Origin of the sequence: Pseudomonas sp. Mn2068 (assembly GCF_049319725.1) — a bacterium.
Classification (GTDB): domain Bacteria; phylum Pseudomonadota; class Gammaproteobacteria; order Pseudomonadales; family Pseudomonadaceae; genus Aquipseudomonas; species Aquipseudomonas gingeri.
The window spans coordinates 136782-162610 of the sequence record NZ_JBMOUG010000010.1 but is presented as its reverse complement, the minus strand read 5'-3'; the positions used below and the strand labels follow the sequence as shown (position 1 = coordinate 162610).

The following is a 25829-nucleotide window of genomic DNA, read 5'->3' as shown; positions in this document are numbered from 1 at the left end:
TTTTTGCGCAATTAGAGAGTCGCAGGAATGAAGCTGTCCGCCTCCCGTTATCTGCTCCTTGTCGCATTTTCCCTGCTGTTGGGTGCGTGCCAAAGCACCCCGCCGGCCGCTACCGCAGTGCCCGATGCCCGGGCCACGGCGATTGCCGCGCTGGAGCAGAACATCAACAGCAACGAGCTGGCCACCGCCGAAGATCAACTGGCCGCCTTGCAGGCGCAGTCTGCGGACGACCCGCAGCTGGTGCCCTACCAGCGGCAACTGGCCGAAGCCTATCTGCAACGCAGCCAGATCGTGCTGCAGAAGGGTGACGTCAATGCTGCCGCCACCGCCCTGAGCCGCGCCCGGGCCCTGATGCCCAAGGCCCCGGCCCTGACCGGCGGAGTCAACGGCGCCATTGCCCAGGCGCGCAAGGCCGAGCTGGAGAAAGCCGAAGCCGCCCTCAAGGCCGCCGAAGCCAGGCCGGCTGCCCGGCTGATCGATCCCAGCGCCGAAAGCAGCACTATCGCCCTGAATATCCAGGACATCGCGCAACTGCGCAAACAGATGGATGCGCTGGCGGCGGACGTGGTCAATTACCAGTGCGCGGTCACCTTCCAGGTCCCGCGCACCCTGGATTACCCGTGGCTGGCGACCCTGCTGGAGAAACGGGTGAAGAAGCTCGACCCTGGCTTCGCCTTGCAGATGGACAAGCAGATCGACCGGCAGGTGCAGGCCCAGGTGGTCTTGAGCCCGCGCAAGCCCTGAGCCCTGCACCGCCCATCCGGACGCCATCGCCAGCAAGCCGGCTCCTACAGGAGGTTTGTGTCGTCCGCCAAACCGGTGTTCGCCACAACGCCCTGTAGGAGCTGGCTTGCCAGCGATGAGGCCTTGGAGCCTCGCGTCGCCTGATCGACCGCCATCGCCGGCAAGCCGGTGTTCGCCACAACTCCCTGTGGGAGCTGGCTTGCCAGCGATGAGGCCCTGAAGCCTTGCATCGCCTGATCGGCCGCCATCGCCGGCAAGCCGGCTGCCACAGGACCGAGGCCTCACCCCGCTCTCAAGCCGGCACGGCCTTGGCCCGTTCCTCGCGCTCCCAGACCCGGTGCTGGGCCAGCGCCGCGACGAACGCCTTGAGCGTCTTGGCATCGCTGCCGACGATCAACCCCGCGTCCGCCTGCAGATGCAGGACCTCCAGCAACTGCTTCGCCTCCCCGTGCAGGACAATCGCCTTCAGGTGCTTGTAGGCCTCCAGCACGTAGTGCAGGGCCACGCCGTTGCCGGCGAGAGCCTTGACCGACGCCGCGCCACCCGGCACGTAGACCCCGTCGAAGGCGACTGACGGCAAGCCTTCCATCGAACCATCCACCGCCAGGCTCTTGCCATCGGCCGTGGTCACCGGCGCCGACGTCGGCCCGAGCAGCCGGGCATGGGCGCCCTCTGCCGCCAGCAGCTTCTTCAGCGCCGCGATCGCCGCACCATCGACACCGTTGGCCGCCAGGATCGCTACCTTGCGCGTCTTGATATTCCCCGGCAGCAGGTTCGCCTGGCTCAACGCCGGCGACCGCGCCAGGTCGGTCTTGCGCGGCGTCACGGTGCCGCTTTTCGGCGCAGGCAGGCCGAGGTTGGCGGCGACACGCCCGGCCAGTTCCAGGTCGATATTGGCCAGGATCTCGTTGACCTGGCGGGCACGGATGGCTTCCCGCTCGACCTTGCCCAGCTCGAAGCTGTAGGCGGCAATGATGTGTTCCTTCTCATGGCGGCTCATGCTGTTGAAGAACAGCCGCGCCTGGGAGAAGTGATCGCCGAAGGACTCGCTGCGCTGACGGATCTTGGCCGCGTCGATCCGCTCCGGATAACTCTCGAAGCCGCCGTCACGGGCAGCAGGCGGGGTTTCCTTCGGCCAGCCGCCGTCGATCGAGTTGGGCTCGTAGGCGGCTCGGCCCCTGTCGATCACCGTGCGGTGCTGGGCATCGCGCTGGCTGCTGTGGAAGGGCGCCACGGGCCGGTTGATGGGGATCTCGTGGAAGTTCGGGCCGCCCAATCGGCTGATCTGCGTATCGGTATAGGAAAACAGCCGGCCCTGCAGCAGCGGGTCGTTGGAAAAGTCGATCCCCGGCACGATATGCCCCGGACAGAATGCCACCTGCTCGGTCTCGGCGAAGAAATTGTCCGGGTTACGGTTGAGCACCATCTTGCCCAGCGGCGTGATCGGCACCAGTTCCTCGGGGACCAGCTTGGTCGGATCGAGGATATCGAAGTCGAACGCGTGCTCGTCCTCCTCGGCAATGATCTGCACGCCGAACTCCCACTCGGGGTAGTCGCCGCTTTCAATCGACTCCCAGAGGTCGCGGCGGTGGAAATCGGTGTCCTTGCCCGCCAGCTTCTGTGCTTCGTCCCACACCAGCGAACAGGTGCCGACCGTGGGCCGCCAGTGGAACTTGACGAAACTAGAGCGGCCCTCGGCATTGATCAGGCGGAAGGTGTGCACGCCAAAACCCTGCATGGCCCGCAGGCTTTTCGGGATCGCCCGGTCGGACATGGCCCAGATCACCATGTGCGCCGACTCCGGCACCAGCGAGACGAAGTCCCAGAAGGTGTCGTGGGCCGAGCCCCCCGTGGGTATTTCGTTGTGGGGTTCGGGTTTGACGGCATGGACGAAGTCGGGGAACTTGATCGCATCCTGGATGAAGAACACCGGCATGTTGTTGCCGACCAGGTCGAAGTTGCCCTCTTCGGTGAAGAACTTCACCGCGAAACCGCGCACGTCGCGCACCGTATCGCCTGAGCCGCGCGGGCCCTGGACCGTGGAGAAACGCACGAAGACCGGCGTCTTGAGCGCCGGGTCCTGGAGGAAGCCGGCCTTGGTCAGCGCCCCATGGTTGCCGTAGCTCTGGAAATAACCATGGGCCGCCGTACCCCGGGCGTGAACGATGCGCTCGGGAATCCGCTCATGGTCGAAATGCGTGATCTTTTCACGCATGATGAAGTCTTCCAGCAGGGAAGGCCCCCGCGCGCCGGCCTTCAGGGTGTTCTGGTTATCGGCGACCTTGACCCCCTGGTTGGTGCGCAAGGCCTGCCCGGTGGCGTCCGAGCGGAAGGGCTCGAGGCTTTCGAGCTTGTCATTGCTGTTGCCGCGATCCAGGGTAGCGGTTCCCGCCAGCTGGCTCTTGGTGGCCGCGCGCTGGGTAGCAGGGGTTTTCTTGGTACTCATCAGACAGACTCCTCGTTTGCAGTCGCCCGGCCATACCGGACAATGGGGCGAGATTCGAGTTGCCTTAGGAGTGACTGCCGCCGATTTGCGCCGTTCCTTTTTTCTGACCATTGATCGCGTTATTGCCAAATGACAGGTTGAATGCGAAATAAATGCTAATCGCCTCTATACGGACAGGCTAAAATGCGCGCCCGGCTAACCGCTGACCCATTTCCATTGCGCCCCACAAGGTTCGCTACGTGATCGAGTTTCATAACGTCCATAAAACCTACCGGGTCGCCGGTAAGGATATTCCCGCCCTGCATCCGACGAGCCTGCGTGTCGAGGATGGCCAGGTGTTCGGCCTGATCGGTCATTCCGGCGCGGGCAAAAGTACCCTGCTGCGCCTCATCAACCGCCTGGAAGCTCCCAGCGGCGGTACGATCACGGTGGATGGTGAGGAAGTCACCGCCCTCGACGCCGGTGGCCTGCGGCGCTTCCGCCAGCAGGTCGGGATGATCTTCCAGCACTTCAACCTGCTCGCCTCCAAGACCGTAGCCGACAATGTCGCGCTGCCGCTGACCCTGGCCGGTGAATTGTCCCGTCGGGAAATCGACCAGCGCGTCGCCGAGCTGCTGCAGCGCGTCGGCCTGTCCGACCACGCGAAGAAGTACCCGGCCCAGTTGTCCGGCGGCCAGAAGCAGCGCGTCGGCATTGCCCGCGCCCTGGCGACCAAGCCGAAGATCCTGCTGTGCGACGAGGCCACCAGTGCCCTCGACCCGCAGACCACCGCGTCGGTCCTGCAACTGCTGGCCGAGATCAACCGCGAACTGAAACTGACCATCGTGCTGATCACCCATGAGATGGATGTGATCCGTCGGGTCTGCGACGTGGTCGGCGTGATGGACGCCGGGGTGATCGTCGAGCAGGGACCGGTGGCGCAGGTGTTCCTGCACCCCAAGCACCCGACCACCCGGCGCTTCGTGCAGGAAGACGAACAGATCGACGAAAGCGAGCAGCGAGACGACTTTGCCCATGTGCCGGGCCGCATCGTGCGCCTGACCTTCCAGGGCGACGCCACCTACGCGCCCCTGCTGGGCACCGTCGCCCGTGAAACCGGCGTCGACTACAGCATCCTCGCCGGGCGCATCGACCGCATCAAGGACACCCCTTATGGGCAACTGACGCTCGCCGTCACCGGCGGCGACATGGACGCAGCGTTCGCCCGCTTCACCGCGGCGGACGTCCATATGGAGGTACTGCGCTGATGGACCTGTTTCTGAGCTTTTTCGCCAATATCGACTGGGCGGATATCTGGGAGGCCACCGGCGATACAATGCTGATGCTGGGCGGCTCGCTGCTGTTCACCGTGCTGCTCGGCCTGCCGCTGGGCGTGCTGCTGTTCCTGTGCAGCCCGCGCCAGTTGCTGGAACACAAGGCGACCTATGGGGCCCTGGCCTTCGTGGTGAACGTGGTGCGTTCGCTGCCGTTCATCATCCTGTTGATCGTGCTGATCCCCACCACCGTATTCCTCACCGGAACGTCGCTGGGCGTGGCCGGTGCCATTCCGCCGCTGGTGATCGGTGCCGCACCGTTCTTCGCGCGCCTGGTGGAAACCGCGCTGCGGGAAGTCGATCGCGGCATTATCGAAGCGACCCAGGCCATGGGCGCGACCACCCGCCAGATCGTCTTCAATGCCTTGTTGCCGGAAGCCCGCCCGGGCATCCTGGCGGCCATTACCGTGACCACCATCACCCTCGTGGGCTACACCGCCATGGCAGGTGTGGTCGGCGCCGGCGGCCTCGGCGACCTGGCGATCCGCTATGGTTATCAGCGCTTCCAGAACGATGTCATGCTGGTGACCGTGGTCATGCTGGTGGTACTGGTCCAGGTACTGCAGACCATCGGCGACAAGCTGGTGGCACGCTTCTCCCGTAAATGACCATCGTCAATAAAAACACGCTTTAGCAACCTGGAATCAGCCGGCGTCGCGTCGGCAGGTGCCTGCTCACATGGAGTCGTAAGATGAAAAAACTGCTTGCTGCCTTTGCCGCCGTCGCGGCGTTCTCCGCCCATGCCGCCGAGACCCTGACCGTTGCCGCCACGCCGGTGCCCCACGCGGAAATCCTCGAGTTCATCAAGCCGACGCTGGCCAAGGAAGGCGTGGACCTGAAGGTCAAGGTCTTCACCGACTACGTGCAGCCGAACGTGCAAGTGGCCGAGAAACGCCTGGACGCCAACTTCTTCCAGCACCAGCCGTACCTCGATGAATTCAACAAGGCCAAGGGCACCCACCTGATCAGCATCGCTGCGGTGCACGTGGAGCCGCTGGGCGCCTACTCCAGCAAGTACAAGAAACTCGAAGACCTGCCGGGCGGCGCCACCGTGGTGATTCCGAACGACGCCACCAACGGTGGCCGTGCGCTGTTGCTGCTGCAGAAGGCCGGCCTGATCAAGCTGAAGGATCCGACCAACATCCTGTCGACGCCGAAAGACATCAGCGAAAACAGCAAGGACCTGAAGATCCGCGAGCTGGAAGCCGCGACCCTGCCGCGCGTGCTGACCCAGGTCGACCTGGCGCTGATCAACACCAACTACGCCCTGGAAGCCAAGCTCGATCCATCGAAGGACGCGCTGTACATCGAAGGTGCCGACTCACCGTACGTGAACATCCTGGTGGGCCGCGAGGACGACAAGGATTCGGACGCCATGAAGAAGCTGGTCACGGCGCTGCACAGCCCTGAAGTGAAAGCCTTCATCCTCGAGAAGTACAAGGGCTCGATCGTTCCGGCGTTCTAAGCCACAGGCTGATACCCGGCCGGACAAAATACCCTGGGGGGCGATGAGGCCCTTCAGGACGCCACGATCGTTCCCACGCTCCGCGTGGGAATGCCGCCCGCGACGCTCTGCGTCACAACAGCGGACGCTCCGCGCGGGAACGATCAGCTTCACTCAGGCACTCCAGCAGGCAATCCAGTGCCGGCTGGCGCTGGGCGCGGCGCAACACCGCGATCAGCTGACGTTCGAAGGTCAGCTCACCCAACTCGATCACCCGCAACTGATCCGCCCGCTGCAACCACAGCCCGGCCCTGGGCACCAACGATACCCCCAGCCCGCACTCCACCATCCGCGCAATCGCCTCGATCTCGTCCAGCTCCAGCACATCGCGCACCAGGATCCGCTGTTCGCGCAGAAACTGGCTGACCAGGCGACCGCCGAACGAGCCCCGGTCATAGCGTACGAACGGCTGCTCGGCGAGCAGTTGCAACGGATCGTCGCCCGCCAGTTGCAACGGCGCGATCAGCACAAAGGCCTCGCGGGCCAGCGGGATCGCCAGCAACTCCTTGGGCAGCTCGAAGGGCGGCTTGATCAGCAGCGCCAGGTCCAGCTCGCCGGCATCGACCTGGCTCAACAGATTCAGCGACACCCCCGGCACCAGCTTCAGGTCGACCCGTGGCGCCGCCTGCCGAAACCTCGGCAGGGCCTGGGGCAGCAGGCCGGTCTGGACCGTGGCGATGGCACCGATGCGCAGCTCGCCCTGCCATTCCGCCGCGGCAGTGGGCAAGGCCATCGCGCCATACAACGCGAGGATCTGCTCGGCCAGCGGCAGCGCATGGCGTCCGGCGGCATTCAGCACCGCCGCGCGACCACTGCGGTCGAACAGGCGTACGCCCAGGTGCTGTTCGAGCACGCGCATCTGCGCGCTGACCGCCGACTGGGTCAAGCCGAGCTGCTGGCCGGCCGCAACGAAGGTGCCTTCCCGGGACACGCGGATAAAGGTCTTGAGTTCACGCAGCATGAAACACTTACCTAGCAAAATTATTTGGGCTCGACGGCAAGAATATGCGCTTTTCAACAAAATAATCGTCTCTAGACTGAAAGCTCATTTCCTTTTCCGGTATCCACCATGGCGCTCTCTCCCTTTCATCTGGCAATCCCCGTCCATGACCTGGCCGCGGCCCGACATTTCTACGGCGACGTGTTCGGCTGCCCGGAAGGACGCAGCAGCGACCATTGGGTGGACTTCGATTTCTTCGGCCATCAGTTGGTGATCCACCACCAGGCCAGGAACGCCGCCCAGGAACAGGCACTGAGCAACCCGGTGGACGGCCACGATGTGCCGGTGCCGCATTTCGGCGTGGTGCTGGAGTGGGAGACGTGGGAGGCCCTGGCCGAGCGTCTGAAGGCCAGGGAGACGCGATTCGCGATCGAACCCTACGTGCGTTTCAAGGGGCAGGTGGGTGAGCAGGCCACCATGTTCCTGTTCGACCCGTGCGGCAATGCGCTGGAGTTCAAGGCCTTCAGGGATATCGGGCAGATGTTCGCCAAGTGATCGGCAGAGGCCTCCAGGGCCTTTTCGCGGGCAAGCCCGCTCCCACAGGTTCCTCAGGGCCCCTCAATATCCAGGAAAACTTGAACATCATGGGAGCAGACCCGGCAGCCCTGCGCACAAATATTGTGGGAGGGAGCCGGGCGGCACGCCGCGCTAACATTGTGGGAGCGGGCTTGCCCGCGAAAGGGCCGGCCCTGCCACCCCATCTACTGGCGCTTGAGCAGCTCCGGTAACTGCGCCACCAGTTTCTGGTTGTTCAACGGTGCGCGGATAAAGCCGCGCTGACTGCCATCGGGCCCGACGATCGCCAGGTTGCCGCTGTGATCGACGGTGTAGTTCGGCTTGCTGGTATCGGCCGGGATAAACGGAATGCTCACCGCGTTCGCCAGCTTTTGCAGGTCCTCGATGGAGGACGCCGTCAGCCCCTTGAACTCGGGGTCGAAGTAGCCCAGGTACTGCTTGAGCTGCTTGGGGTTGTCCCGATTGGGGTCGACGCTGACCAGGACGATCTGCAGCTTGCCGACGATGTCCTTGGGCAATTCGCTCTTGATCTGGCGTAACTGGGCGAGGGTGGTCGGGCAGATGTCCGGGCAGAAGGTGTAGCCGAAGAACAGCATCGTCCACTTGTCCTTCAACTGGTTGACCTGCACCGGCTGGCCGTCCTGGTCGGTCATCTTCACATCCGGCAGGGAGCGGCTTTGCGGCAGCAGGATAATCCCCGCGTCGATCATCGCCGTGGGATCGCCCTGGCCCTTGCCACTCAGGACCTTGTTGACCGTCAGCCCCAGGACCAGGGCCACCAGCGCGACGAGAATAAAGACGGTTTTCTGGGTTCGAGTCATAGATTCAACAATAGGTAGTGATCGACAAGCAGCGCGATAAACAGCAGGAACAAGTAGTAGATAGAGTACTTGAAGGTGTTGATCGCCGCATGCGGCTGGATGCCACGGTACAGCACCCACGCCCATTGCAGGAAGCGCGCGCCGAGGCCCAGCGCGCAGAGCAGGTAGAGCACGCCGCTCATGTGGATCACGAACGGCAGCAGGCTGACCGCCAACAGGGCAAAGGTGTACAGCAGGATATGCACCTTGGTGTACTGCTCGCCATGGGTCACCGGCAGCATCGGGATATCGGCCTTGGCATATTCCTCCTTGCGGTGGATCGCCAGGGCCCAGAAGTGCGGTGGCGTCCAGGCGAAGATGATCAGCACCAGCAACAGCGGCTCGGCACTCACATGCCCCGTCGCCGCGACCCAGCCCAGCAACGGCGGTGCCGCCCCGGCCAGGCCGCCGATCACGATGTTCTGCGGCGTGGCGCGCTTGAGGAAACCGGTGTAGATCACCGCGTAGCCGAGCAGCGAGGCGAGGGTCAGCCAGGCCGTCAGCGGGTTGGTGAACGCCAGCAGCACGGCCTGCCCGAGCACTGCCAGGAGCAGGGCGAAGGTCAGCGCCGCCAGTGGCGATACCCGTCCTTCGGCAAGCGGCCGCTTGTGGGTCCGCGCCATGACCGCGTCGATGCGCCGGTCTACCACATGATTGACCACCGCCGCGCCACCCGCGCACAGGCCGATGCCCAGGTTGCCGAACACCAGCACTGTCCAGGGTACGCCGGCGCGGGTCGCGAGAAACATGCCCACCAGCGAGGTGATCAGCATCAACACCACCACCTTGGGCTTGGTCAGCTCCAGGTAGTCGCGCCAGATCGCCTGGCGGTGACGCTCACTGACTACAGTCGCCATGGCATTTCTCCTTTTATTGTTATCGGACCGTGGGCGGGTTTGCGCGGGCTGAGCCGCCAGCGCACGGGCGCCTGTTGCCGGACCCGGACCAGGGCGGTCCGTGCGTGGTAGTTGATCAGCACCAGGGTCAGCAGCAGGGCGGCGCCACCAGCGTTGTGGGCCACGGCCACCGGCAGTGGCAAATGGAAGTAGACGTTGCTCAGGCCCAGGCTGATCTGTGCCGCCAGGGCGATCAGCAGCAGCCCGGCCAGCCGGGTCATGCCGACCAGCCGCAACTGCCAGGCCAGCCCCAGCAGCACCAGCGTCACCAGCAGGGCGCCGATACGGTGGGTCAGGTGGATCGCCGTGCGGGCATCGCTGTCCAGCTGGCCGCCGAGATAGTTCGGACCGATATGCTGGGTCAGGTGGAAACCGTTGGCGAAGTCCGCTTGCGGCCACCATTGGCCGTGGCAGGTCGGCAGGTCGATGCAGGCCACGGCGGCATAGTTGGAACTGACCCAGCCACCCAGGGCGATCTGCAGGATCACCAGCAGCAGCCCGGCCGTCGCCCAGCGTTGCAGCCGTCGCGGCACGGCCAGTGCAGGCAGCACGCCGGACAGGCGCAAGGTCAGCAGGAACAACAGGCTCAAGGTGGCAAAGCCGCCCAGCAGATGCCCGGTCACCACCTGCGGCCAGAGCTTGAGGGTGACCGTCCACATGCCGAACGCGGCCTGGGCGAACACCACCGCCAGGAGAAACAGCGGCAACTTCAGCGGCTGCCCCTCGCGCCGCCGCTCCATCCAGGAACGAGCCGCCAGCACGACGATCAGCAGCCCGAGGGTCCCGGCGAAATAGCGGTGGATCATCTCGTTCCAGCCCTTGTGGGCCTCGACCGGCGTATCGGGGAAGTGCAGCTCGGCATGGGCCAGCTGGGCCTCGCTCTTGGGCACGCTGATAAAGCCGTAGCAGCCCGGCCAGTCCGGACAGCCGAGGCCGGCATGGGTCAGGCGGGTATAGGCGCCGAGCAGCACGACGATCAGTGCCAGCAGGGTGGCGAACAAGGCGAGGCGAAATCCAGGTTTGGCCATGACGATGCCCTTATCCGATATTCGACAGTTTCAGCAGCTGGCGCAGGTCGTTGAGCAAGTCCTTGCCCTTGACCCGGGCGTCGTAGCGCAGCACCAGGTTGCCGTGGGGATCGATGATCCACAGCTGCGGCGCGCCATTGCCACGGGCTTCCCGGGTGTAAGCGGGAAGGTCGAGCGGGTAGCGTTGCAGTTGCGGGTATTCGCGTTGCAGCTTGGCGGCATAGTCGCTGTCCAGCGGCTGCGCGGTCGCCAGGGCGTGGCTGGCGCGGGAAGCGTCACGACCCAGGCCGATCTGGATCTGCCGCGCCAGGTAGACCAGTTGCTGGCAATCCACCGAGCACTCCTGGGGCGCCGTCACCAGCATCTGCCAGCGTTGCTCGTCGGCCTGCACGCCGAGGTCGGCACGGCCCTGGCCATTGCCGATCAGCTCGCCGTGATAACTGCGGCTCTCCGGTACCCAGAACTGCAACTTGTACATGCCGGTGGCAAGGATCATCGGGCCGATGACCATCAGCACGATCAGGATCAACTGCCAGCGCCCGCGGGCGCGTCCCCCCGGCTGCCGGGCTTCAGCTGTGTTGAGTCGATTCATGGCCGCTCCCATGGTGTTTCTCCCTTGCGTTATGCCATCCGAGGTAGAGGTAAAGGCCGAACAGCGCCAGGGCCATGGCGAACCACTGCACGGCATAGGCGAGGTGTTTCTCCGGGCCCATGCCTTCGGCCACTACCGGCCAACCGGTTTCATAGGCGCCGGGGCCGGGCTCCTGGCGCAGCTCGTAGGCGAAGCCTTCACGACCCAGTTCCGTCCACAGCTTGCCGGGCTCGATCGTCGTCACCACGCGTGGCCAGGGTGCGTTCAGCGGGTCGGCATGGAGCTGGAAGGTGGCGCCCGGGGCGACATAGACCCAGGCGTCGATATTCAGCGCCTGTTCGGGCGTGCCGAAGACCGGCGGCGTGCGTCGTTCCGGCCAGGGCAGCCAGCCGCGGTTGACCAGCAACCAGAGCCCGCTGGCCTGGTCGTGAAACGGCTGGATCAGCTCGACGCCGACCTGGCCATTACGCACCCGGTTATCCAGCAGGTAGCTGTGCCCGGCATCAAACTGGCCGCGCAGTTGCACGCGGCGAAAGGCCGGGTCGGCACTGCCCTTCAACTGCTCGCCACTCAACGGCTCGGCCGTGCGGCGCTGGGCATAACTTTCCAGCAGCACGCGCTTCTGCTCGCCCCGGCCCAACTGCCAGAAACCCAGCAGCACCAGCAGCGGCAGCAACACCAGCACCACCAGGGTCGGTGCCACGCCGGGGCGAAAGCGCCTCACGACGGCACCCCATTGGCAGCATTCGGACTCGCTATACTCAAGTACACGCGCATCTCCCCCGGAGTCTCACCATGCTCAAAGCGGCGATAGTCCTGATGCTGATAGCCACGGTTGTCAGCCTGTTCAGCGGCCTGTTTTTTCTGGTCAAGGACGAAGGACCGTCTCACCGCCTGCTTACCGCGCTGACGGTGCGGGTCGGTCTCGCCGTCGCCACCCTGGCGTTGATCACCTGGGGCTTCTACAGCGGTCAGCTGGTGTCCAACGCCCCCTGGTAACGGCGCCGCGTCTACAGCACGTAGACGAAAACGAACAGGCCGATCCAGACCACATCGACGAAGTGCCAGTACCAGCTCGCCGCCTCGAAGCCGAACTGATGCTCGGCGTTGAAGTGCCCGCGCATGACCCGTACCAGCATCACGAACAGGATCAGCGTGCCGATGGTCACGTGGGCGCCGTGGAACCCGGTGAGCATGAAGAACGTCGCGCCATAGATGCCCGAGCCCAGGGTCAGGCCCAGTTCGTGGTAGGCGTGGAGGTATTCCTCGGCCTGGAAGCCGAGGAACGCCAGCCCCAGCAGCACCGTCAGCGCCAGCCAGATCTTCAGCGCCCCGCGATGGCCTTTCTTCAAGGCATGGTGGGCGATGGTGACCGTCACGCTGGAACTGACCAGCAGGATGGTATTGAGCAGCGGCAGGCCCCACGGGCTGATGGTGGCCTTGGGCGGCGGGAAGAGTTTCGAGTCCGGGTTCTGCAGCAGCGGCCAGACGTTCTGGAAGTCCGGCCAGAGCATATGCGCCAGGCCCTTGGCACCGCCTTCGCCGGCCAGCCATGGCACCGACATGTGCCGCACGTAAAACAGCGCGCCGAAGAACGCGATGAAGAACATCACCTCGGAAAAGATGAACCAGCTCATGCCCCAGCGGAACGAACGGTCCATCTGGGCGCTGTAGAGACCGGCGCGGCTTTCCTTGATCACCGTGCCGAACCAGCCGAACAGCATGTAGGCCAGCAGCAGTCCGCCGACAAAGAAGATCAGCGGGCCATGGGATTCCGGGCGCGCCGCCTTCAGGTCGTTGAACCAGGTGCCCAGGCCGTAGACGGTGGTCAGCATGCCCAGCGTGGCAATGATCGGCCATTTGCTCTGGGCGGGAACGTAGTAATGCTCGTGGGTTGGAGTTGCCATTTTATTGTTCTCCTTATCGGGCACGCTGGATGGCCTACCCGCCCGAGTGGGCCACGGGTGGGTTGCGGGCAGTGATATCGAACAGCGTGTAGGCCAGCGTCAGGTGCTTCACGTCCTTGGGCATGTCACGGTCAACGATGAAACGTACCGGCATCTCGATCCGCTGCCCGGGTTGCAGCGTCTGCTGGGTAAAGCAGAAGCACTCGGTCTTGTGGAAGTACATCGCCGCATTGCCGGGTGAAATGCTCGGAATCGCCTGGGCCTTCATCACATGGTCGGTGGGGTTGTAGGCGATGAAGATCATTTCGTTGACCGCGCCGGGATTGACGCTGATCTGGTCGGCCTTGGGATAGAACTCCCAGACCATGTCCACGGCATTGGTCGAGAGGAACTGCACCCCGACCCTGCGCGATGCATCCACCACCTGTTCGCCCTCGTACTGGCCGGCGGTCTTGCCGTTGATGCCGAAGGCCTTGCACATCACGTCGTAGATCGGCACCAGGGCGAAGCCGAAGGCGAACATCGCCACCACCACCAGCAGCAGGCGCGTGACCAGGCGCTTGAGTGCGATCGAGTCGCTCATCGGACAGCCCTCCGTGTCATTTCACTTCCGGTGGCGTGGTGAAGGTGTGGTACGGCGCCGGCGACGGGATATTCCACTCCAGCCCTTCGGCCCCGTCCCATGGCTTGGCCGGAGCCACCGGACCGCCACGGATGCACTTGATCACGATGAACAGGAACAGCAGCTGGGTGGTGCCGAACATGAAGCCGCCGATCGACGAAACCATGTTGAAATCGGCGAACTGCAGGTTGTAGTCCGGGATCCGCCGCGGCATGCCCGCCAGTCCCACGAAGTGCATCGGGAAGAAGGTCAGGTTCATGCCGACGAACGACAGCCAGAAGTGCAGCTTGCCGAGGGTTTCGTCGTACATGTGGCCGGTCCATTTCGGCAGCCAGTAGTAGGTCGAGGCGAAGATCCCGAAGATCGCCCCCGGCACCAGCACGTAGTGGAAGTGCGCCACCACGAAGTAGGTGTCCTGGTACTGGAAGTCCGCCGGGGCGATCGCCAGCATCAGGCCGGAGAAACCGCCGATGGAAAACAGGATGACGAACGCCACGGCGAACAGCATCGGCGTCTCGAAGGTCAGCGAGCCTTGCCACATGGTACTGACCCAGTTGAACACCTTGACCCCGGTCGGCACCGCGATCAGCAGCGTGGCGTACATGAAGAACAGCTCGCCCACCAGCGGGATGCCGACCACGAACATGTGGTGCGCCCAGACGATGAACGACAGGAACGCGATGCTCGCCGTGGCGTAGACCATCGACGTGTAGCCGAACAGCGGCTTGCGCGAGAAGGTCGGGATGATCGAGCTGACGGCACCGAAGGCCGGCAGGATCATGATGTACACCTCGGGATGGCCGAAGAACCAGAACACGTGCTGGAACAGCACCGGGTCACCACCGCCGGCGGCACTGAAGAAGCTGGTGCCGAAGTGGATGTCCATCAGCATCATGGTCACGCAACCGGCCAGTACCGGCATCACCGCGATCAGCAGGAAGGCGGTGATCAGCCAGGTCCAGACGAACAGCGGCATCTTCATCAGCGTCATGCCCGGGGCACGCAGGTTGAGGATGGTCGAGACCACGTTGATCGCGCCCATGATCGAACTGATGCCCATCAGGTGGATGGCAAAGATGAAGTAGGTCACGCTTTCCGGCGCGTAGGTGGTCGACAGCGGGGCATAGAACGTCCAGCCGAAGTTAGGTCCGCCGCCGGCGGTGAACAGGGTCGACACCAGCAACAGGAAGGCCGCGGGCAACAACCAGAAACTGAAGTTGTTCATCCGTGGCAGGGCCATGTCCGGCGCCCCGATCATCAGCGGGATCATCCAGTTGGCGAGGCCGACGAAGGCCGGCATCACCGCGCCGAAGACCATCACCAGGCCATGCATGGTGGTCATCTGGTTGAAGAACGCCGGCTGCACGATCTGCAATCCGGGCTGGAACAGCTCGGCACGGATCACCATGGCGAACGATCCGCCCAGCAGGAACATGGCGAAGCTGAACCACAGGTACAGCGTGCCGATATCCTTGTGGTTGGTGGTCAGCACCCAGCGCATCAAACCCTTGGCGGGGCCGTGGGCGTGGTCGCCGGCATGGCCATGGTCATCGATCACAGCACTCATGTCCTGTCTCCTGCAAACGGTTGAACCGGGCGGCCAGGGCATGACCCAGGCCAGTTCAGGGCACACGTCATTGACCTGGTCATTTGCTTTCCGCCTGTTTCAGGGCCAGCACGTCTTTCGGCGTGACCATGTCGCCCTTGTTGTTGCCCCAGGCATTACGCTCGTAGGTGACAACCGCGGCGATATCGACTTCGGAGAGCTGTTTGCCGAAGGCCGCCATGGCGGTGCCCGGCTTGCCGTGATAGACGAGGCTCAGGTGGCCCTCTTTCGGTCCGGTGGCGATTTTCGAGCCCTTGAGGGCCGGGAACATCGGCGGCAGGCCCTGGCCTTCGGCCTGGTGACAGGCGACGCAGGTGGTGTGGTAGACCTTGTCGCCACGGGCCACCAGCTCGTCGAGGGTCCATTCCTTGGTGGTCAGCTCCTTGAGCTTGGCCGCTTCGGCCTTGCGCTCGCCGAGCCAGGTGTCGTAGTCGGCCTTGGACTTCACCTCGACCACGATCGGCATGAAGCCGTGATCCTTGCCGCACAGCTCGGCGCACTGCCCACGGTAGATGCCCGGCTTGTCGACCTTGGTCCAGGCCTCGTTGACGAAACCGGGGATCGCATCGCGCTTGACCGCGAAGGCCGGCACCCACCAGGAGTGGATCACGTCGGCGGCGGTCACCAGGAAACGCACCTTGACGCCCGCCGGCAGCACCAGCGGCTGGTCGACTTCGAGCAGGTAGTGCTCGCCCTTGGCGGCCTGGTTGTGGATCTGTTCGGCAGGCGTGGCGAGGTTGCTGAAGAACTCGACATCCTGGCCCAGGTACTTGTAGTGCCACTTCCACTGATATCCGGTGATCTGGATGTCCACATCCGATTCACTGGCGTCGTACATCTTGATCAGCGTGGCGGTTGCCGGGATCGCCATGGCCACCAGGATCAGGAAAGGCACGATGGTCCAGAGGATTTCCACCGTGGTGCTTTCGTGAAATTTGGCGGCGACCTGCCCGGTGGAACGGCGGTGAAGGATCATCGACCAGAACATGGCACCAAAGACGATGACGCCAATGACCACACAGATCCAGAAGATGGTCATGTGCAGATCGAAGACCGCGTGGCTTACCTCGGTTGCCCCTTGGGTCATATTCGTGGTCCAGGCGGCTTGTGCCTGGCTGAATAACGACCACAACAGGAGGCCCATCCAGACCCGTGGATGTCGCATCATTGCGGGTTCCCCTTATCGTTCTTGTTATCCCGCCGGCTTTCACCTGGGGCAAAGGGGAATGGTCGGACTACGCAAGCGGACCATTCGGTCTTGCCGGAACATGCAGCCGGGCGTCATCAGCTAACTCCATACAAAACCGAGTATAGACAGCGACCGGGACCACGCAACGCGATAAGGAAAATGAACCGGTGATTGGGCCAGAGGCCACGGACGGCGTGGGATAGCGAGAAATGATGGCAAACCGATATAACGCAGACATATAACCATGAAATAATTATGACAAATACGTCTTAGCAACTTTTATAACCCAGCTACCTTATGTTCTCCCTTTTCCCTTTGTTTTCCATCCTGGAGCCTTCATGAACACCGCCGCATTGCGCGAGCAGATACAACGTGCACATCAACACGAGGCCGCTACCGGTCAATTGACGCGCCAACTGGAAGTACAGTTGCCGCACCTTCATCCCGCCATTCAACTACCGGAAGTCGATGCCCAGGGAGTCATGACCCGGTTTGTCACCGCTTATATCGATCTGGTCCCGGACCTGCTGGATGCCGCCAATGAAGTTGCCCGCGAAGCGGGTATCGAGTCGCAGATCAAGCCGGTGCTGAAAATCGCCGAGCAGTTTTTCCTGCAACCGCCGACGATCCTCGATGGCCATGTCGGTCTCGACAGCCTGCTGGACGAGGCGTACCTGGCACATCGCCTGGTGGAAGAGGTCAACGATCTGTACATCGTGCATTTTGGTCAGTCGCTGATCCCGTTGAACACCACCGTGGCCAACCTGATCGCCCACCAGCTGATCGGCGAGGACTTCGCCAACCAACTGGATGAAGCGGTGCACCATGCCGTCGATGAAATGCTCGACGAAGAAAGCTTTGCCCTTGAATCGGTGGAAGCCTACCGCGACCGCCTCAACGACCCGGACACCGAGGCCGCGTGGAAGCGCTGGCCGTGCCTGTCCCGCCAACTGGGCGTAGAGCTGGAACTGGAACAGCCAGCCGCCTGACCTTGCCGCTGCGCACTAAGCCGTCGACCCGATACCGGTCGTAGTGCGCAGGCGACCCTCCAGACGCCGTTTCAACCCTCGGGATTCGATCACCAGCCGCGAGCCCTTGGCCGCGTTGGCACGTCCCCATTCCTCAAGCAGCTCCAGGCAGGAATGGTCGATATACGTCAGGTTGTTCAGCGGCACATGCACCGTGCTGCCTGGCGGCACCGTCGCCAGCACCTGGGTCAGCGCCGGGACCTTGAGAAAGGTCGCCGCCCCCGTCAGTCGCAGCTCCTTTTCCCCCTCGCCCGGCAAATCCACCAGGCTGACTTTCAGTCGCGAGGCCTTCCATGCCAGTTTCGCCAGGGTCAGGCCGAAGCCGATCAGCACACCGGTCAACAGGTCGGTGAAAATGATCGCCAGCGCCGTGACCGCGTAGGTCAGCATCGGCATCCGCCCGTAGCGCGACAAGCCCCGATAGACCTTGAGGTCCACCAGTTTCAGCCCGGTGTAGACCAGCACGCCCGCCAGGCTCGCCACCGGAATGCTTTGCAGCACGCTGGACAGCAACAGCACGAAGGCCAGCAGCCAGAGGCCGTGGAATATCGTCGACAGGCGAGTCCGCGCGCCGGCCTGGACGTTGGCCGAACTGCGCACGATCACGCCGGTCATGGGCAACGCGCCGAGCAGGCCGCAGAGCATGTTGCCAATCCCCTGGGCCGACAGTTCACGGTCGAAATCGGAGCGCTGGCCGTCGTGCATGCGGTCTACCGCCGCCGCCGACAGCAGGGTTTCGGCACTGGCGATAAAGGCTACGGCAAAGGCCGCTATCAACAGCGCCGGATCCGCCAGGTTGAGCAGGTCCGCCGGGCGCAACCAGTCGATGGCCTGCGCCAGGTTATCCGGCACCTCCACCCGCTTGACCGGCAAGGCCAGCACCAGGCTCACCAGTGTCGCCAGGCCCACGCCGAGCAGGGCGCCCGGCACGAAGCGCAGGGCATGGGGCTTGAACTTCTCCCACAGCCACATCACCAGGATCGTCAGCAAGCCCAGCAGGCCGGCCTGCCAGCCAAGGCCGCCGCCGACCATCGGCAAGGCCTTGCCCAGGGCCTCGGGAAAGCCCAGCAGATTGTCCAGGCCCGAGGGCAGGGGAGCGCCGTCGAACATCACATGGATCTGCGAGAGCACGATCAGCACGCCGATCCCGGCGAGCATGCCGTACACCACCGCCGGGGCGGTGACCCGGAACCAGCAGCCCAGGCGCAGGCGCCCGGCGATCAGTTGCAACAAGCCCGCCAGCAGCAGGATCGGTCCCAGCATGGCGATACCGTGCTGGCGCACCAGTTCGAACACCAGCACCGCCAGCCCGGCGGCCGGACCGCTGACCTGCAACGGCGAACCCGCCAGCCAGCCGACCACCAGGCCACCGACAATCCCGGTGATCAAGCCCTTGGCCGGCGGCATGCCGGAAGCAATGGCGATGCCCATGCATAACGGCAGGGCCACGAGGAATACGACCACGGAAGCCAGCAGCTCCCGGGGCAAAACAGCTTTCAGTTGTGCTGCACGCATGATGAATCTCCTGAGGATTTCTTCAGGCATGGCAAAGCCAGACCGCTCTATGGCAGTCGTGGCAGAACCCTATCGATTGAGAAAAGCTTCAGGCTTCAGAAGCGGGCCTTGGGCGTCGCGCTCGGGATTGGACGAGTGCCGTCCAGAGGCAGGAAACAGCCCCGATCCGCGTCATAGGCTTTGATTTCGCTGGTTTCGATGTTGTAGATCCAGCCGTGGATGAACAGGTGCCCGTTGGCCATGCGCGAGGCCACCGACGGATGGGTGCGCAAATGCTGCAACTGGGCGATCACGTTTTCCTCGGTCAGCACCTGCATGCTTTCGCCTTCATTGGCGCAATCGCAGTTTTCCTGGACCATGGTCTTCGCCACTTCGGCGTGACGCAACCAGGCTTTGACCGTCGGCATCTTTTCCAGGCTTTCGGGGGTCAGCACCGCGCGCATCGCCCCGCAGTCCGAATGCCCGCAGACGATGATGTGCTGCACGCCAAGGGCCAGCACGGCGTATTCGATAGCGGTCGAGACGCCACCGTTCATCTGCCCGTAGGGCGGCACCACGTTGCCGACATTGCGGGTGACGAACAGGTCGCCGGGGGAACTCTGGGTGATCAGTTCGGGAACGATGCGCGAGTCGGCACAGGTAATGAACATCGCCCGCGGTTGCTGCGCCGTGGCGAGCTTCTTGAAGAGTTCTTGCTGCTGCGGAAAGACTTCATGATGAAAATGCAGAAAGCCATCGACGATATGCTGCAGTGCTGCATCGGCGCTTTCGGTCTCGGGGAGCGCTGAAGCCGACGCAGCCAATGGCTGTTTATCCTTGTCACTCATGATTCATCCTCTTTTCTGACGGATTGAAGGGGATTTTCCTGATTTGGCTTGCTCAGAGCCAGCGTTCTTCGGGTCAGCACGCCCGATTCCTTGAACACTGCCTGTCATTTGTAGGAAACAGGCGAAATCACCATACCCTCAAAAACTTAACTCAAACTGAATCAGAGGCTCTAGGACGGGTGTTCCACATCGCTCGAAGGATTTCCCCTACAACCGATAAAGACAATCGGAAAGCCACGCTACTCCTGCTCCAGCAGCTTACGTCAGAGCAGTGACATCTGCGCTCCCGGCGGGCAGAAAAGACTGCAATCGAGGTTGAATCCTTCCCGGCGGTTCAACCCGAGGCGCTTGAGGGCCTTGGCGAAGCGCTGGGCCAGCAGGTCGGCGAACGGACCTTCACCGCGCATCCGCGCACCGAAACGGCTGTCATACAATTCCCCGCCACGGCTCTGGCGAATCAGGCTCAGGACGTGGGCGGCACGCTGCGGATAATGGGCCGCCAGCCATTCCTCGAACAGCGGCGCCACCTCCAGGGGCAGGCGCAGCATCATGTAGGCCGCGCTCTGGGCACCAGCGGCGTGGGCCTCGGTGAGCAGGCTTTCGATCTCGCTGTCGTTGATCATCGGAATCATCGGCGAGCACAACACCCCGACCGGGATTCCCGCCTCGCGCATCACCCGGATGGCGCGCAAACGCGCCTTGGGCGCCGCCGCCCGGGGTTCGAGGATGCGCTTGAGCTCGTCGTCCAGGGTCGTGAGGCTGATCATCACCGCCACCAGCCGCTGCCGGGACAGTTCCACCAGCAGGTCGAGGTCCCGCAGGATCAGCGAGCCCTTGGTCACGATCGTCACCGGGTGCCGGTAGCGCAGCAGGACTTCGAGGGTACTCCGGGTCAACCGATGCTCGCGCTCGATAGGCTGGTAGGGGTCGGTGTTGGAGCCCAGGTTGATCGGCGCGCAGCGATAACCCGGCTTCGACAACTGCTGCTCCAGCACCTGCGGCGCATTGCTCTTGGCGATCAGCCGCGTCTCGAAATCCAGGCCCGGCGACATGTCCCAGTAGGCATGGCTGGGCCGCGCATAGCAGTAGATGCAGCCATGCTCGCAGCCGCGATAGGGATTGATGGAACGGTCGAAGGGCAGGTCGGGGGAGGTGTTGCGGGTGATGATGGTCTTCGCTGTCTCGATGCGCACCTCGGTGCCCTGGGTCAGCGGGACTTCCTGGTACCAGCCGTCGTCCTCGGCCACCGAGCGGTTCGGCGCGAAGCGGTTGTGCGGGTTGGTCGCCGTGCCACGGCCACGGGGCGGGAGAGGGGTGGACATTGGAGAATGCTCCATTACTGTATCTATATACAGTAATGGAGTCGGGCGATTCTGCCTAGCACCGTCGGGCAGGCGCCCCCGTCCCGATCACAAATCTTTGACGCCCGCCTCACAGGCTCTTGACCGACGCCAGGACATGCTGTGCCCATTGTCCCTCTCTCGGTCACTTTCCCATGTCGCTGCTCCGTACCCTCTCCGCCCTTGGCCTGGCCCTGACCACCCTGCTCCTGCTGCCCCTGGCCCAGGCCGACAGCGCGCCCGCCGAACGTCCGGCGCAATGGGCCCAGCCCGTCGGCGACAAGTACAACCTCAACGAAATGAGCCCGACGCTCTACCGCAGCGCCCTGCCGGACAAGGACGCCTTGCCGCTGCTGGAGCGGTTGAAGATCGGCACGGTGATCAACTTCCTGCCGGAGTCGGACTCCAGCTGGCTGTTCGCGCCAGGCATCAAGCAGGTGCAACTGCCGTACCGGACCAACCACGTCGACGATGCCGACGTACTGGCCGCGTTGCGGGCGATCAAGGACGCGCAGGCCAACGGTCCGGTGCTCATGCACTGCAAGCACGGCTCCGACCGCACCGGCCTGATGGCCGCCATGTACCGCGTGGTCGTCGAGGGCTGGAGCAAGGAAGACGCGCTGAGCGAGATGACCCAGGGCGGGTTCGGTGACAGCTCGCACTTCAAGGACGGCATCCGCTACATGATGAAGGCCGATATCGAGAAACTGCGCACGGCCCTGGCCAACGGCGATTGCAGCACCAGCCCGTTTGCCACCTGCAACGTGCAGAACTGGTTCAAGTCGGCCAACGCCCACTGACCAGGGCAGGCCTGCCGCTGATCCAGGGCAGGGGTGCCTGAAGCTGCTCCAGCAGGAAGTCGATCAGCACCCGCACCTTCTCCGGCGGCTTGCGCGCCCCCTGGAACACCGCAAACACATCATGCAGCCCGAGGGGCGGATGATTCAGTTGCAGGGCCACCAGGCGGCCGTCCTGCAAATGCTGGTGCACCATGAACAAGGGCTTGTAGATGATGCCGTAGCCTTCGAGCGCAGCGGCAACGATCGCGTCACCGTTGTTGATGGACAAGGTCGCGCGGATCGGCACCGAGCGTTCGCCCTGTGCCCCGAACGTCCACCGGCGCGGACCCAGGTGTTCCGAAAGCGTATAGCCGATGCAGTTATGGTTGATGAGTTCCTCGATCGTCGCGGGCACCCCGCTGCGCTCCAGGTAGCTGGGCGCCGCGCAGACCACCAGCTCGCAAGGAGCCAGGCGACGCGCGCGCAGGGTATTGCTTTTCAGCTTGCCGATCCGGATGACCAGATCCCACCCCTCCTCGACGAGGTCGACGCGCTTGTCGTCGAGGCTCAGGTCGATGTTCAGCCCGGGGTAACGCTGGGAGAACCCGGCCAGCAACGGCGCCAGGATCCGATGCCCGAACGACGCCGGGGCATTCAATCTCAGCAAGCCGCGCACGGCCGCGTCATCGGCAGCGGCGTCCTCTTCCAGCGCTTCGATATCCCGCAACACCCGCGTCACGCCCGCCAGATAACGCTCGCCGGCGGCAGTCAGTTTCAAGCCGCGGGTGCTGCGCAAAAACAGCTTGATATCGAGTTGCTGTTCGAGGGCGGCGATGTGCTTGGTGGCCAGCGTCTGGGAAATTGCCAGGGACCTGGCCGCCGCCGACAGGCTCCCGGAGGAGGCGACACGGGTAAAGATCTGCATTCCGGTGATTCGATCGAGCATGCTTTCCTCCTCGGGCAGCCCCCCCTTGCCGCACGCTGCCGGGCACCGCTGTCCAGCATCGATACTATGCCTTTTACGCGTGGTCCAGGCATACCCGGCTCACTCTGTAGGAGTGAGGCATTCCGCGCAAGGCGGCTCTTCTCCACACTGTCGGCGACGGCGATGATGAAAGGGGTGCCTTTGGCACAATGCCCTGAGAACGAGATCAAGCCATGCCTCTTTACCGTCGCCCGAAGCCCTCCTACCTCGCTGCCTGCGCCACCCTGAGCCTGTCGCTGGGCCTGCTGACGAGCCCGCCAGGCATGGCCGCGGAGCTGAGCCTGAAGTCGGCGACCGCCGCCATCGAGGCCGTCGGTCACGAACCGGCGTTCCACCCGGACCGGGTCGCCATCAGTATCGTCGATGCCGGTGGGCACCTGCTGTACTTCACCCGTCCCGCCAGCGTACCGAGCGGCATGGGCGATGCGGCGACCAAGAAGGCCCGGACCGCGGCCGCCTACGGCATGGATACGAAGGTGCTGGAGGATGCCGTGCAGCAGGGCAACACGACTTACCTGGGACTGCCGGGAATCCTTGCGCTACGGGGTGGGTTGCCGGTCCTTGCCCAAGGTCGGTTGCAGGGGGCCATCGGTGTCGCGGGGGCGAACTCCGATGACGATGCCGCACTGGCCGGGGCCATCCTCCAGGCGCTGGCCCGCTAGCGCACCACAGCCGAATGCCGGGACCGCTGCGCCGATAAAACAACAATAAACCGCAAGCCGGGAGAAATGCCGAATGACGCCATCTTCTCAGTTCAACACGGTGGGAACCCTCAGGGAAAAGCTCGACCAGTGGAGCAACCTGATCTGGGACGTGGTCGGTCGACTCGATACCCAGGTGATCGGTGACGGCCCTTTCGAGGCCTCGGCCATGTTCGGTCACGCCGGAACCCTGCAGTACTGCCGGCTGGACGCCACGCCCCACAGGGTCGAACGTGGCCAGGCGATGATCTCCCGTGACGATCGCGACCTGGTCAAGCTGGTGGTGCAGCAACGTGGGCGGGCGATCTTTGCCCAGGGCGACCGCGAGGTATGCCTGGAGCCGGGCCAGTGGGCGCTGTATGACACGCGGCGCCCCTACAGCGTGACCAACCTCACGCAGGTTCGCCAACTGGTGATGCTGGTACCACGCTCGGAACTGGGCCTGCGCCATGGTGCAGTCGGCGCCCTGACCGCCCGCGGCTTCGGCCGGTGCGCGGGTATCGAACGCATGCTGCCGACCTATCTGGCACGGCTGTTTTCGGAGATCGACGAAGTCGAGCACAGTTCCCGCGCCGAACTCGGCACCATCGCCACCCATCTGCTGCGCATGGCCTTGCTCGAATCCGGGCACAAGTCGGCAACGTCCTCCAGCCGCGAGATCCTGCGTTTGCAGGTCCACGACTTCGTGCAACAGAACCTGATGAACCCGCAGTTGAACGTCGAGTTGATCGCCAGCCGCTTCCGCTGCAGCAAACGCAACCTGCACAAGGCATTCAGCGACGACGAGAGCACCCTGGCCCAGTTCATCTGGCAGTCGCGCCTGGAGCGTGTCCGCGACGCCTTCGGCGACGGTCGCCTGGCCAGCCGCTCGGTCACCGAAATCGCCTATCAGTGGGGGTTCAACAATGCCGCGCATTTCAGCAAGGCGTTCAAGGCCCGGTTCGGTCTGACCCCCACCCGCTATCGGGCCGATGTCCTGTCGTCGATAGCTGTGCCCGACGTGTCGAACGCCACTCACTGAGGCGGCGTTCACGCTCGACAAACCCGGCGTTCCCTGGCGGCAAAGCACCGCGCGGGCAACGCCGTAATCTCCCCCGATACGTGCCCGCGACAGAACGGGCGGGCCGCTTCCGGAGAGAAAAATGAATAACAATAATCAGACATCCGCCACACCGCACGACTCGCGATACGAATGGAAAGCCGTCCTCCTGCTGGCGCTGGGCTTTGGCCTGGTGGGCCTGGACCGCTGGATTCTCGCCCCGCTGTTTCCCGCCATGATGCAGGACCTGCACCTGAGCTACAGCCAGCTCGGCACGCTGGTGGGCGCCCTGGCCCTGTCCTGGGGAGCCTTCTCCATCCTGATCGGCAACGTGTCCGACCGGATCGGCCGACGCGCCATCCTGATCCTCGCACTGCTGATCTTTTCCGTGCTGTCGGGCTTCTCTGGAATGGCCACCGGCTTTCTCTCGCTGCTGCTGGTCCGTGGCGTGATGGGGGCCGCGGAGGGCGCCTTCTGCCCGGTCAGCGTGGCCGCCACCGCCGAGGCCTCCCACCCGCGCCGACGCGGCCTGAACCAGGGCCTGCAACTGAGCACCTTCGCCTTGTTCGGTTTCGGCATCGCACCGATTCTCGCCACGCAACTGCTGGCCGTCGTGCCGTCCTGGCGCGAGGTGTTCATGCTCGTCGCCCTGCCGGGGCTGGTGGTGGCCTATCTGCTCTATCGCGTGTTGCGCGAGCCGCCACACCTCACCCGCCAGGCACGCGCCGCAACGCTGGCGGCCGACAGGCCGTCATGGCTGCAGGTGCTCAAGTCACGCAATGCGCTGCTGGCCGCTGCCTGCCTGTTCTGCACCATGAGCTGCGTATTCGTGATGGGTGCGATGGTCCCCAGCTATCTGGTGGACCAACTGCACCTGACGCCCGCCACCATGGGCTTTGTCCTGTCCGCGATGGGCTGGGGCGGGTTCCTCGGTGAGTTCGCCATCTCGGGACTGTCGGACATCATCGGCCGGCGGCTGGCGACCGTCATCGCGTTTATCGGCGCCGCCATCGGTACCTGGTGCTTTTTCCATGCCCCGGCGGACAGCGTGACGCTGTTCATCTGGCTGGCGATTACCGCGTTCTTCGGCCTCGGCCTGGCTTCCATCCTCACCGGGCCCATCCCGACCGAGGCCGTATCCCCCCAACTGACTTCCTCGGCCATCGGTTTCGTCTCCGGGGCCGGCGAATTCTTCGGCGGCGGCGTGGCCCCGGTGATCGCCGGCTTCGTCGCCCAGCACTTCGGGATCGGCCAGGTGTTCTGGATTCCCATGGTCGGCCTGGCCATTGGTACCTGCCTGGCGCTGCTGCTGCGCGAAACCGCGCCACGCCTTGTCCAGGCCGCGAACGAACGCACCCGGCGCAAGGAAGCCGGGACCGTGGCGCCCTGAAA

The 25829-nt window shown here is 63.9% G+C and carries 26 protein-coding genes; 11 read left to right on the top strand and 15 right to left on the bottom strand.

Annotated elements, in window-relative coordinates; translation table 11 throughout:
- Positions 1-27 precede the first annotated feature (27 nt).
- Positions 28-744 (top strand): PA5502 family lipoprotein, encoded by a 717-nt coding sequence (locus ACL9RJ_RS22245; protein WP_017129209.1) that lies wholly within the window; start codon positions 28-30, stop codon positions 742-744.
- A 292-nt stretch (positions 745-1036) separates the two neighbouring features.
- On the opposite strand, the gene katE is transcribed toward ACL9RJ_RS22245, so the two are convergent.
- A complete protein-coding gene (katE, locus tag ACL9RJ_RS22240) occupies positions 1037-3190 on the bottom strand; it encodes a catalase HPII (protein ID WP_103032996.1) in 2154 nt (717 codons plus the stop codon).
- 239 nt (positions 3191-3429) lie between these two features.
- On the opposite strand from katE, the gene ACL9RJ_RS22235 reads away from it, so the two are divergent.
- The 3 genes from ACL9RJ_RS22235 (at position 3430) to ACL9RJ_RS22225 (ending at position 5968) form a co-directional block, all read left to right on the top strand.
- A complete protein-coding gene (locus tag ACL9RJ_RS22235) occupies positions 3430-4437 on the top strand; it encodes a methionine ABC transporter ATP-binding protein (protein WP_017129210.1) in 1008 nt (335 codons plus the stop codon).
- Positions 4437-5111, top strand: a complete 675-nt coding sequence (locus tag ACL9RJ_RS22230; RefSeq protein ID WP_017129211.1) for a methionine ABC transporter permease — start codon at positions 4437-4439, stop codon at positions 5109-5111. Before ACL9RJ_RS22235 ends, ACL9RJ_RS22230 begins: the two co-directional genes overlap by 1 nt.
- Before the next feature lie 83 nt (positions 5112-5194).
- Entirely contained in the window at positions 5195-5968 is a 774-nt protein-coding gene (locus ACL9RJ_RS22225) for a MetQ/NlpA family ABC transporter substrate-binding protein (RefSeq protein ID WP_017129212.1), read from the top strand.
- A 112-nt stretch (positions 5969-6080) separates the two neighbouring features.
- Here the strand turns inward: ACL9RJ_RS22225 and ACL9RJ_RS22220 are convergent, their stop codons facing one another.
- Positions 6081-6968, bottom strand: a complete 888-nt coding sequence (locus tag ACL9RJ_RS22220; RefSeq protein ID WP_103032995.1) for a LysR family transcriptional regulator — start codon at positions 6966-6968, stop codon at positions 6081-6083.
- Positions 6969-7076: 108 nt separating this feature from the next.
- On the opposite strand from ACL9RJ_RS22220, the gene ACL9RJ_RS22215 reads away from it, so the two are divergent.
- The gene (locus ACL9RJ_RS22215; protein ID WP_017129214.1) at positions 7077-7502 is read left to right on the top strand and encodes a VOC family protein; all 426 of its coding nucleotides are present in this window, start codon (positions 7077-7079) and stop codon (positions 7500-7502) included.
- A gap of 206 nt (positions 7503-7708) precedes the next feature.
- Here ACL9RJ_RS22215 and ACL9RJ_RS22210 read toward each other — a convergent pair whose 3' ends face one another.
- From ACL9RJ_RS22210 to ACL9RJ_RS22190, 5 genes are read right to left on the bottom strand one after another with little or no spacing between them, the layout of a single operon-like run.
- Complete coding sequence (locus tag ACL9RJ_RS22210; RefSeq protein ID WP_017129215.1) at positions 7709-8344, bottom strand: SCO family protein; 636 nt, start codon at positions 8342-8344, stop codon at positions 7709-7711.
- On the bottom strand, positions 8341-9240 hold the full coding sequence (cyoE, locus tag ACL9RJ_RS22205; protein WP_177062051.1) for a heme o synthase: 900 nt from the start codon (positions 9238-9240) through the stop codon (positions 8341-8343). Before cyoE ends, ACL9RJ_RS22210 begins: the two co-directional genes overlap by 4 nt.
- A complete protein-coding gene (locus tag ACL9RJ_RS22200) occupies positions 9228-10307 on the bottom strand; it encodes a COX15/CtaA family protein (RefSeq protein WP_017129217.1) in 1080 nt (359 codons plus the stop codon). The genes cyoE and ACL9RJ_RS22200 overlap by 13 nt, the downstream gene beginning before the upstream one ends.
- 10 nt (positions 10308-10317) lie before the next feature.
- Positions 10318-10911, bottom strand: coding sequence for a hypothetical protein (locus ACL9RJ_RS22195; RefSeq protein WP_042936994.1), 594 nt, complete (start codon positions 10909-10911; stop codon positions 10318-10320).
- Entirely contained in the window at positions 10877-11623 is a 747-nt protein-coding gene (locus ACL9RJ_RS22190; RefSeq protein ID WP_042936995.1) for an SURF1 family protein, read from the bottom strand. Before ACL9RJ_RS22190 ends, ACL9RJ_RS22195 begins: the two co-directional genes overlap by 35 nt.
- Before the next feature lie 71 nt (positions 11624-11694).
- On the opposite strand from ACL9RJ_RS22190, the gene ACL9RJ_RS22185 reads away from it, so the two are divergent.
- On the top strand, positions 11695-11898 hold the full coding sequence (locus tag ACL9RJ_RS22185; protein WP_017129220.1) for a twin transmembrane helix small protein: 204 nt from the start codon (positions 11695-11697) through the stop codon (positions 11896-11898).
- Between the two features lie 11 nt (positions 11899-11909).
- On the opposite strand, the gene ACL9RJ_RS22180 is transcribed toward ACL9RJ_RS22185, so the two are convergent.
- The 4 genes from ACL9RJ_RS22180 to coxB form a co-directional block, all read right to left on the bottom strand.
- A complete protein-coding gene (locus tag ACL9RJ_RS22180; protein WP_017129221.1) occupies positions 11910-12806 on the bottom strand; it encodes a cytochrome c oxidase subunit 3 in 897 nt (298 codons plus the stop codon).
- A 34-nt stretch (positions 12807-12840) separates the two neighbouring features.
- Positions 12841-13389 carry a cytochrome c oxidase assembly protein gene (locus ACL9RJ_RS22175; protein WP_017129222.1) on the bottom strand — a complete coding sequence of 183 codons (549 nt, stop codon included), beginning with the start codon at positions 13387-13389 and terminating at the stop codon, positions 12841-12843.
- A 16-nt stretch (positions 13390-13405) separates the two neighbouring features.
- Positions 13406-14995, bottom strand: coding sequence for a cytochrome c oxidase subunit I (ctaD, locus tag ACL9RJ_RS22170; protein WP_017129223.1), 1590 nt, complete (start codon positions 14993-14995; stop codon positions 13406-13408).
- Positions 14996-15074: 79 nt separating this feature from the next.
- Positions 15075-16202: a cytochrome c oxidase subunit II gene (coxB, locus tag ACL9RJ_RS22165; protein WP_042936996.1), complete on the bottom strand. Its 1128-nt coding sequence runs from the start codon at positions 16200-16202 to the stop codon at positions 15075-15077.
- Between the two features lie 359 nt (positions 16203-16561).
- Here coxB and ACL9RJ_RS22160 point away from each other — a divergent pair, with 359 nt between their 5' ends.
- Positions 16562-17212, top strand: a complete 651-nt coding sequence (locus tag ACL9RJ_RS22160; RefSeq protein ID WP_017129225.1) for a hypothetical protein — start codon at positions 16562-16564, stop codon at positions 17210-17212.
- Between the two features lie 15 nt (positions 17213-17227).
- On the opposite strand, the gene ACL9RJ_RS22155 is transcribed toward ACL9RJ_RS22160, so the two are convergent.
- From ACL9RJ_RS22155 to ACL9RJ_RS22145, 3 genes are all read right to left on the bottom strand, one after another.
- Positions 17228-18766: a SulP family inorganic anion transporter gene (locus tag ACL9RJ_RS22155; protein ID WP_017129226.1), complete on the bottom strand. Its 1539-nt coding sequence runs from the start codon at positions 18764-18766 to the stop codon at positions 17228-17230.
- A 95-nt stretch (positions 18767-18861) separates the two neighbouring features.
- Positions 18862-19593, bottom strand: a complete 732-nt coding sequence (locus tag ACL9RJ_RS22150) for a carbonic anhydrase (RefSeq protein WP_017129227.1) — start codon at positions 19591-19593, stop codon at positions 18862-18864.
- 263 nt (positions 19594-19856) lie between these two features.
- Positions 19857-20915 (bottom strand): PA0069 family radical SAM protein, encoded by a 1059-nt coding sequence (locus ACL9RJ_RS22145; RefSeq protein ID WP_177087402.1) that lies wholly within the window; start codon positions 20913-20915, stop codon positions 19857-19859.
- Between the two features lie 173 nt (positions 20916-21088).
- Between ACL9RJ_RS22145 and ACL9RJ_RS22140 the strand changes: the two genes are divergently transcribed.
- A complete protein-coding gene (locus ACL9RJ_RS22140; protein ID WP_177109195.1) occupies positions 21089-21733 on the top strand; it encodes a tyrosine-protein phosphatase in 645 nt (214 codons plus the stop codon).
- Here the strand turns inward: ACL9RJ_RS22140 and ACL9RJ_RS22135 are convergent.
- Positions 21711-22658: a LysR family transcriptional regulator gene (locus tag ACL9RJ_RS22135; RefSeq protein WP_177118827.1), complete on the bottom strand. Its 948-nt coding sequence runs from the start codon at positions 22656-22658 to the stop codon at positions 21711-21713. The genes ACL9RJ_RS22140 and ACL9RJ_RS22135 overlap by 23 nt on opposite strands.
- A gap of 212 nt (positions 22659-22870) precedes the next feature.
- On the opposite strand from ACL9RJ_RS22135, the gene ACL9RJ_RS22130 reads away from it, so the two are divergent.
- The 3 genes from ACL9RJ_RS22130 (at position 22871) to ACL9RJ_RS22120 (ending at position 25827) form a co-directional block, all read left to right on the top strand.
- Positions 22871-23359, top strand: a complete 489-nt coding sequence (locus tag ACL9RJ_RS22130; protein WP_422765680.1) for a GlcG/HbpS family heme-binding protein — start codon at positions 22871-22873, stop codon at positions 23357-23359.
- Positions 23360-23432: 73 nt separating this feature from the next.
- Entirely contained in the window at positions 23433-24419 is a 987-nt protein-coding gene (locus ACL9RJ_RS22125) for a helix-turn-helix domain-containing protein (protein WP_017129232.1), read from the top strand.
- A 121-nt stretch (positions 24420-24540) separates the two neighbouring features.
- Positions 24541-25827, top strand: a complete 1287-nt coding sequence (locus ACL9RJ_RS22120) for an MFS transporter (protein WP_422765679.1) — start codon at positions 24541-24543, stop codon at positions 25825-25827.
- Positions 25828-25829: the final 2 nt, after the last annotated feature.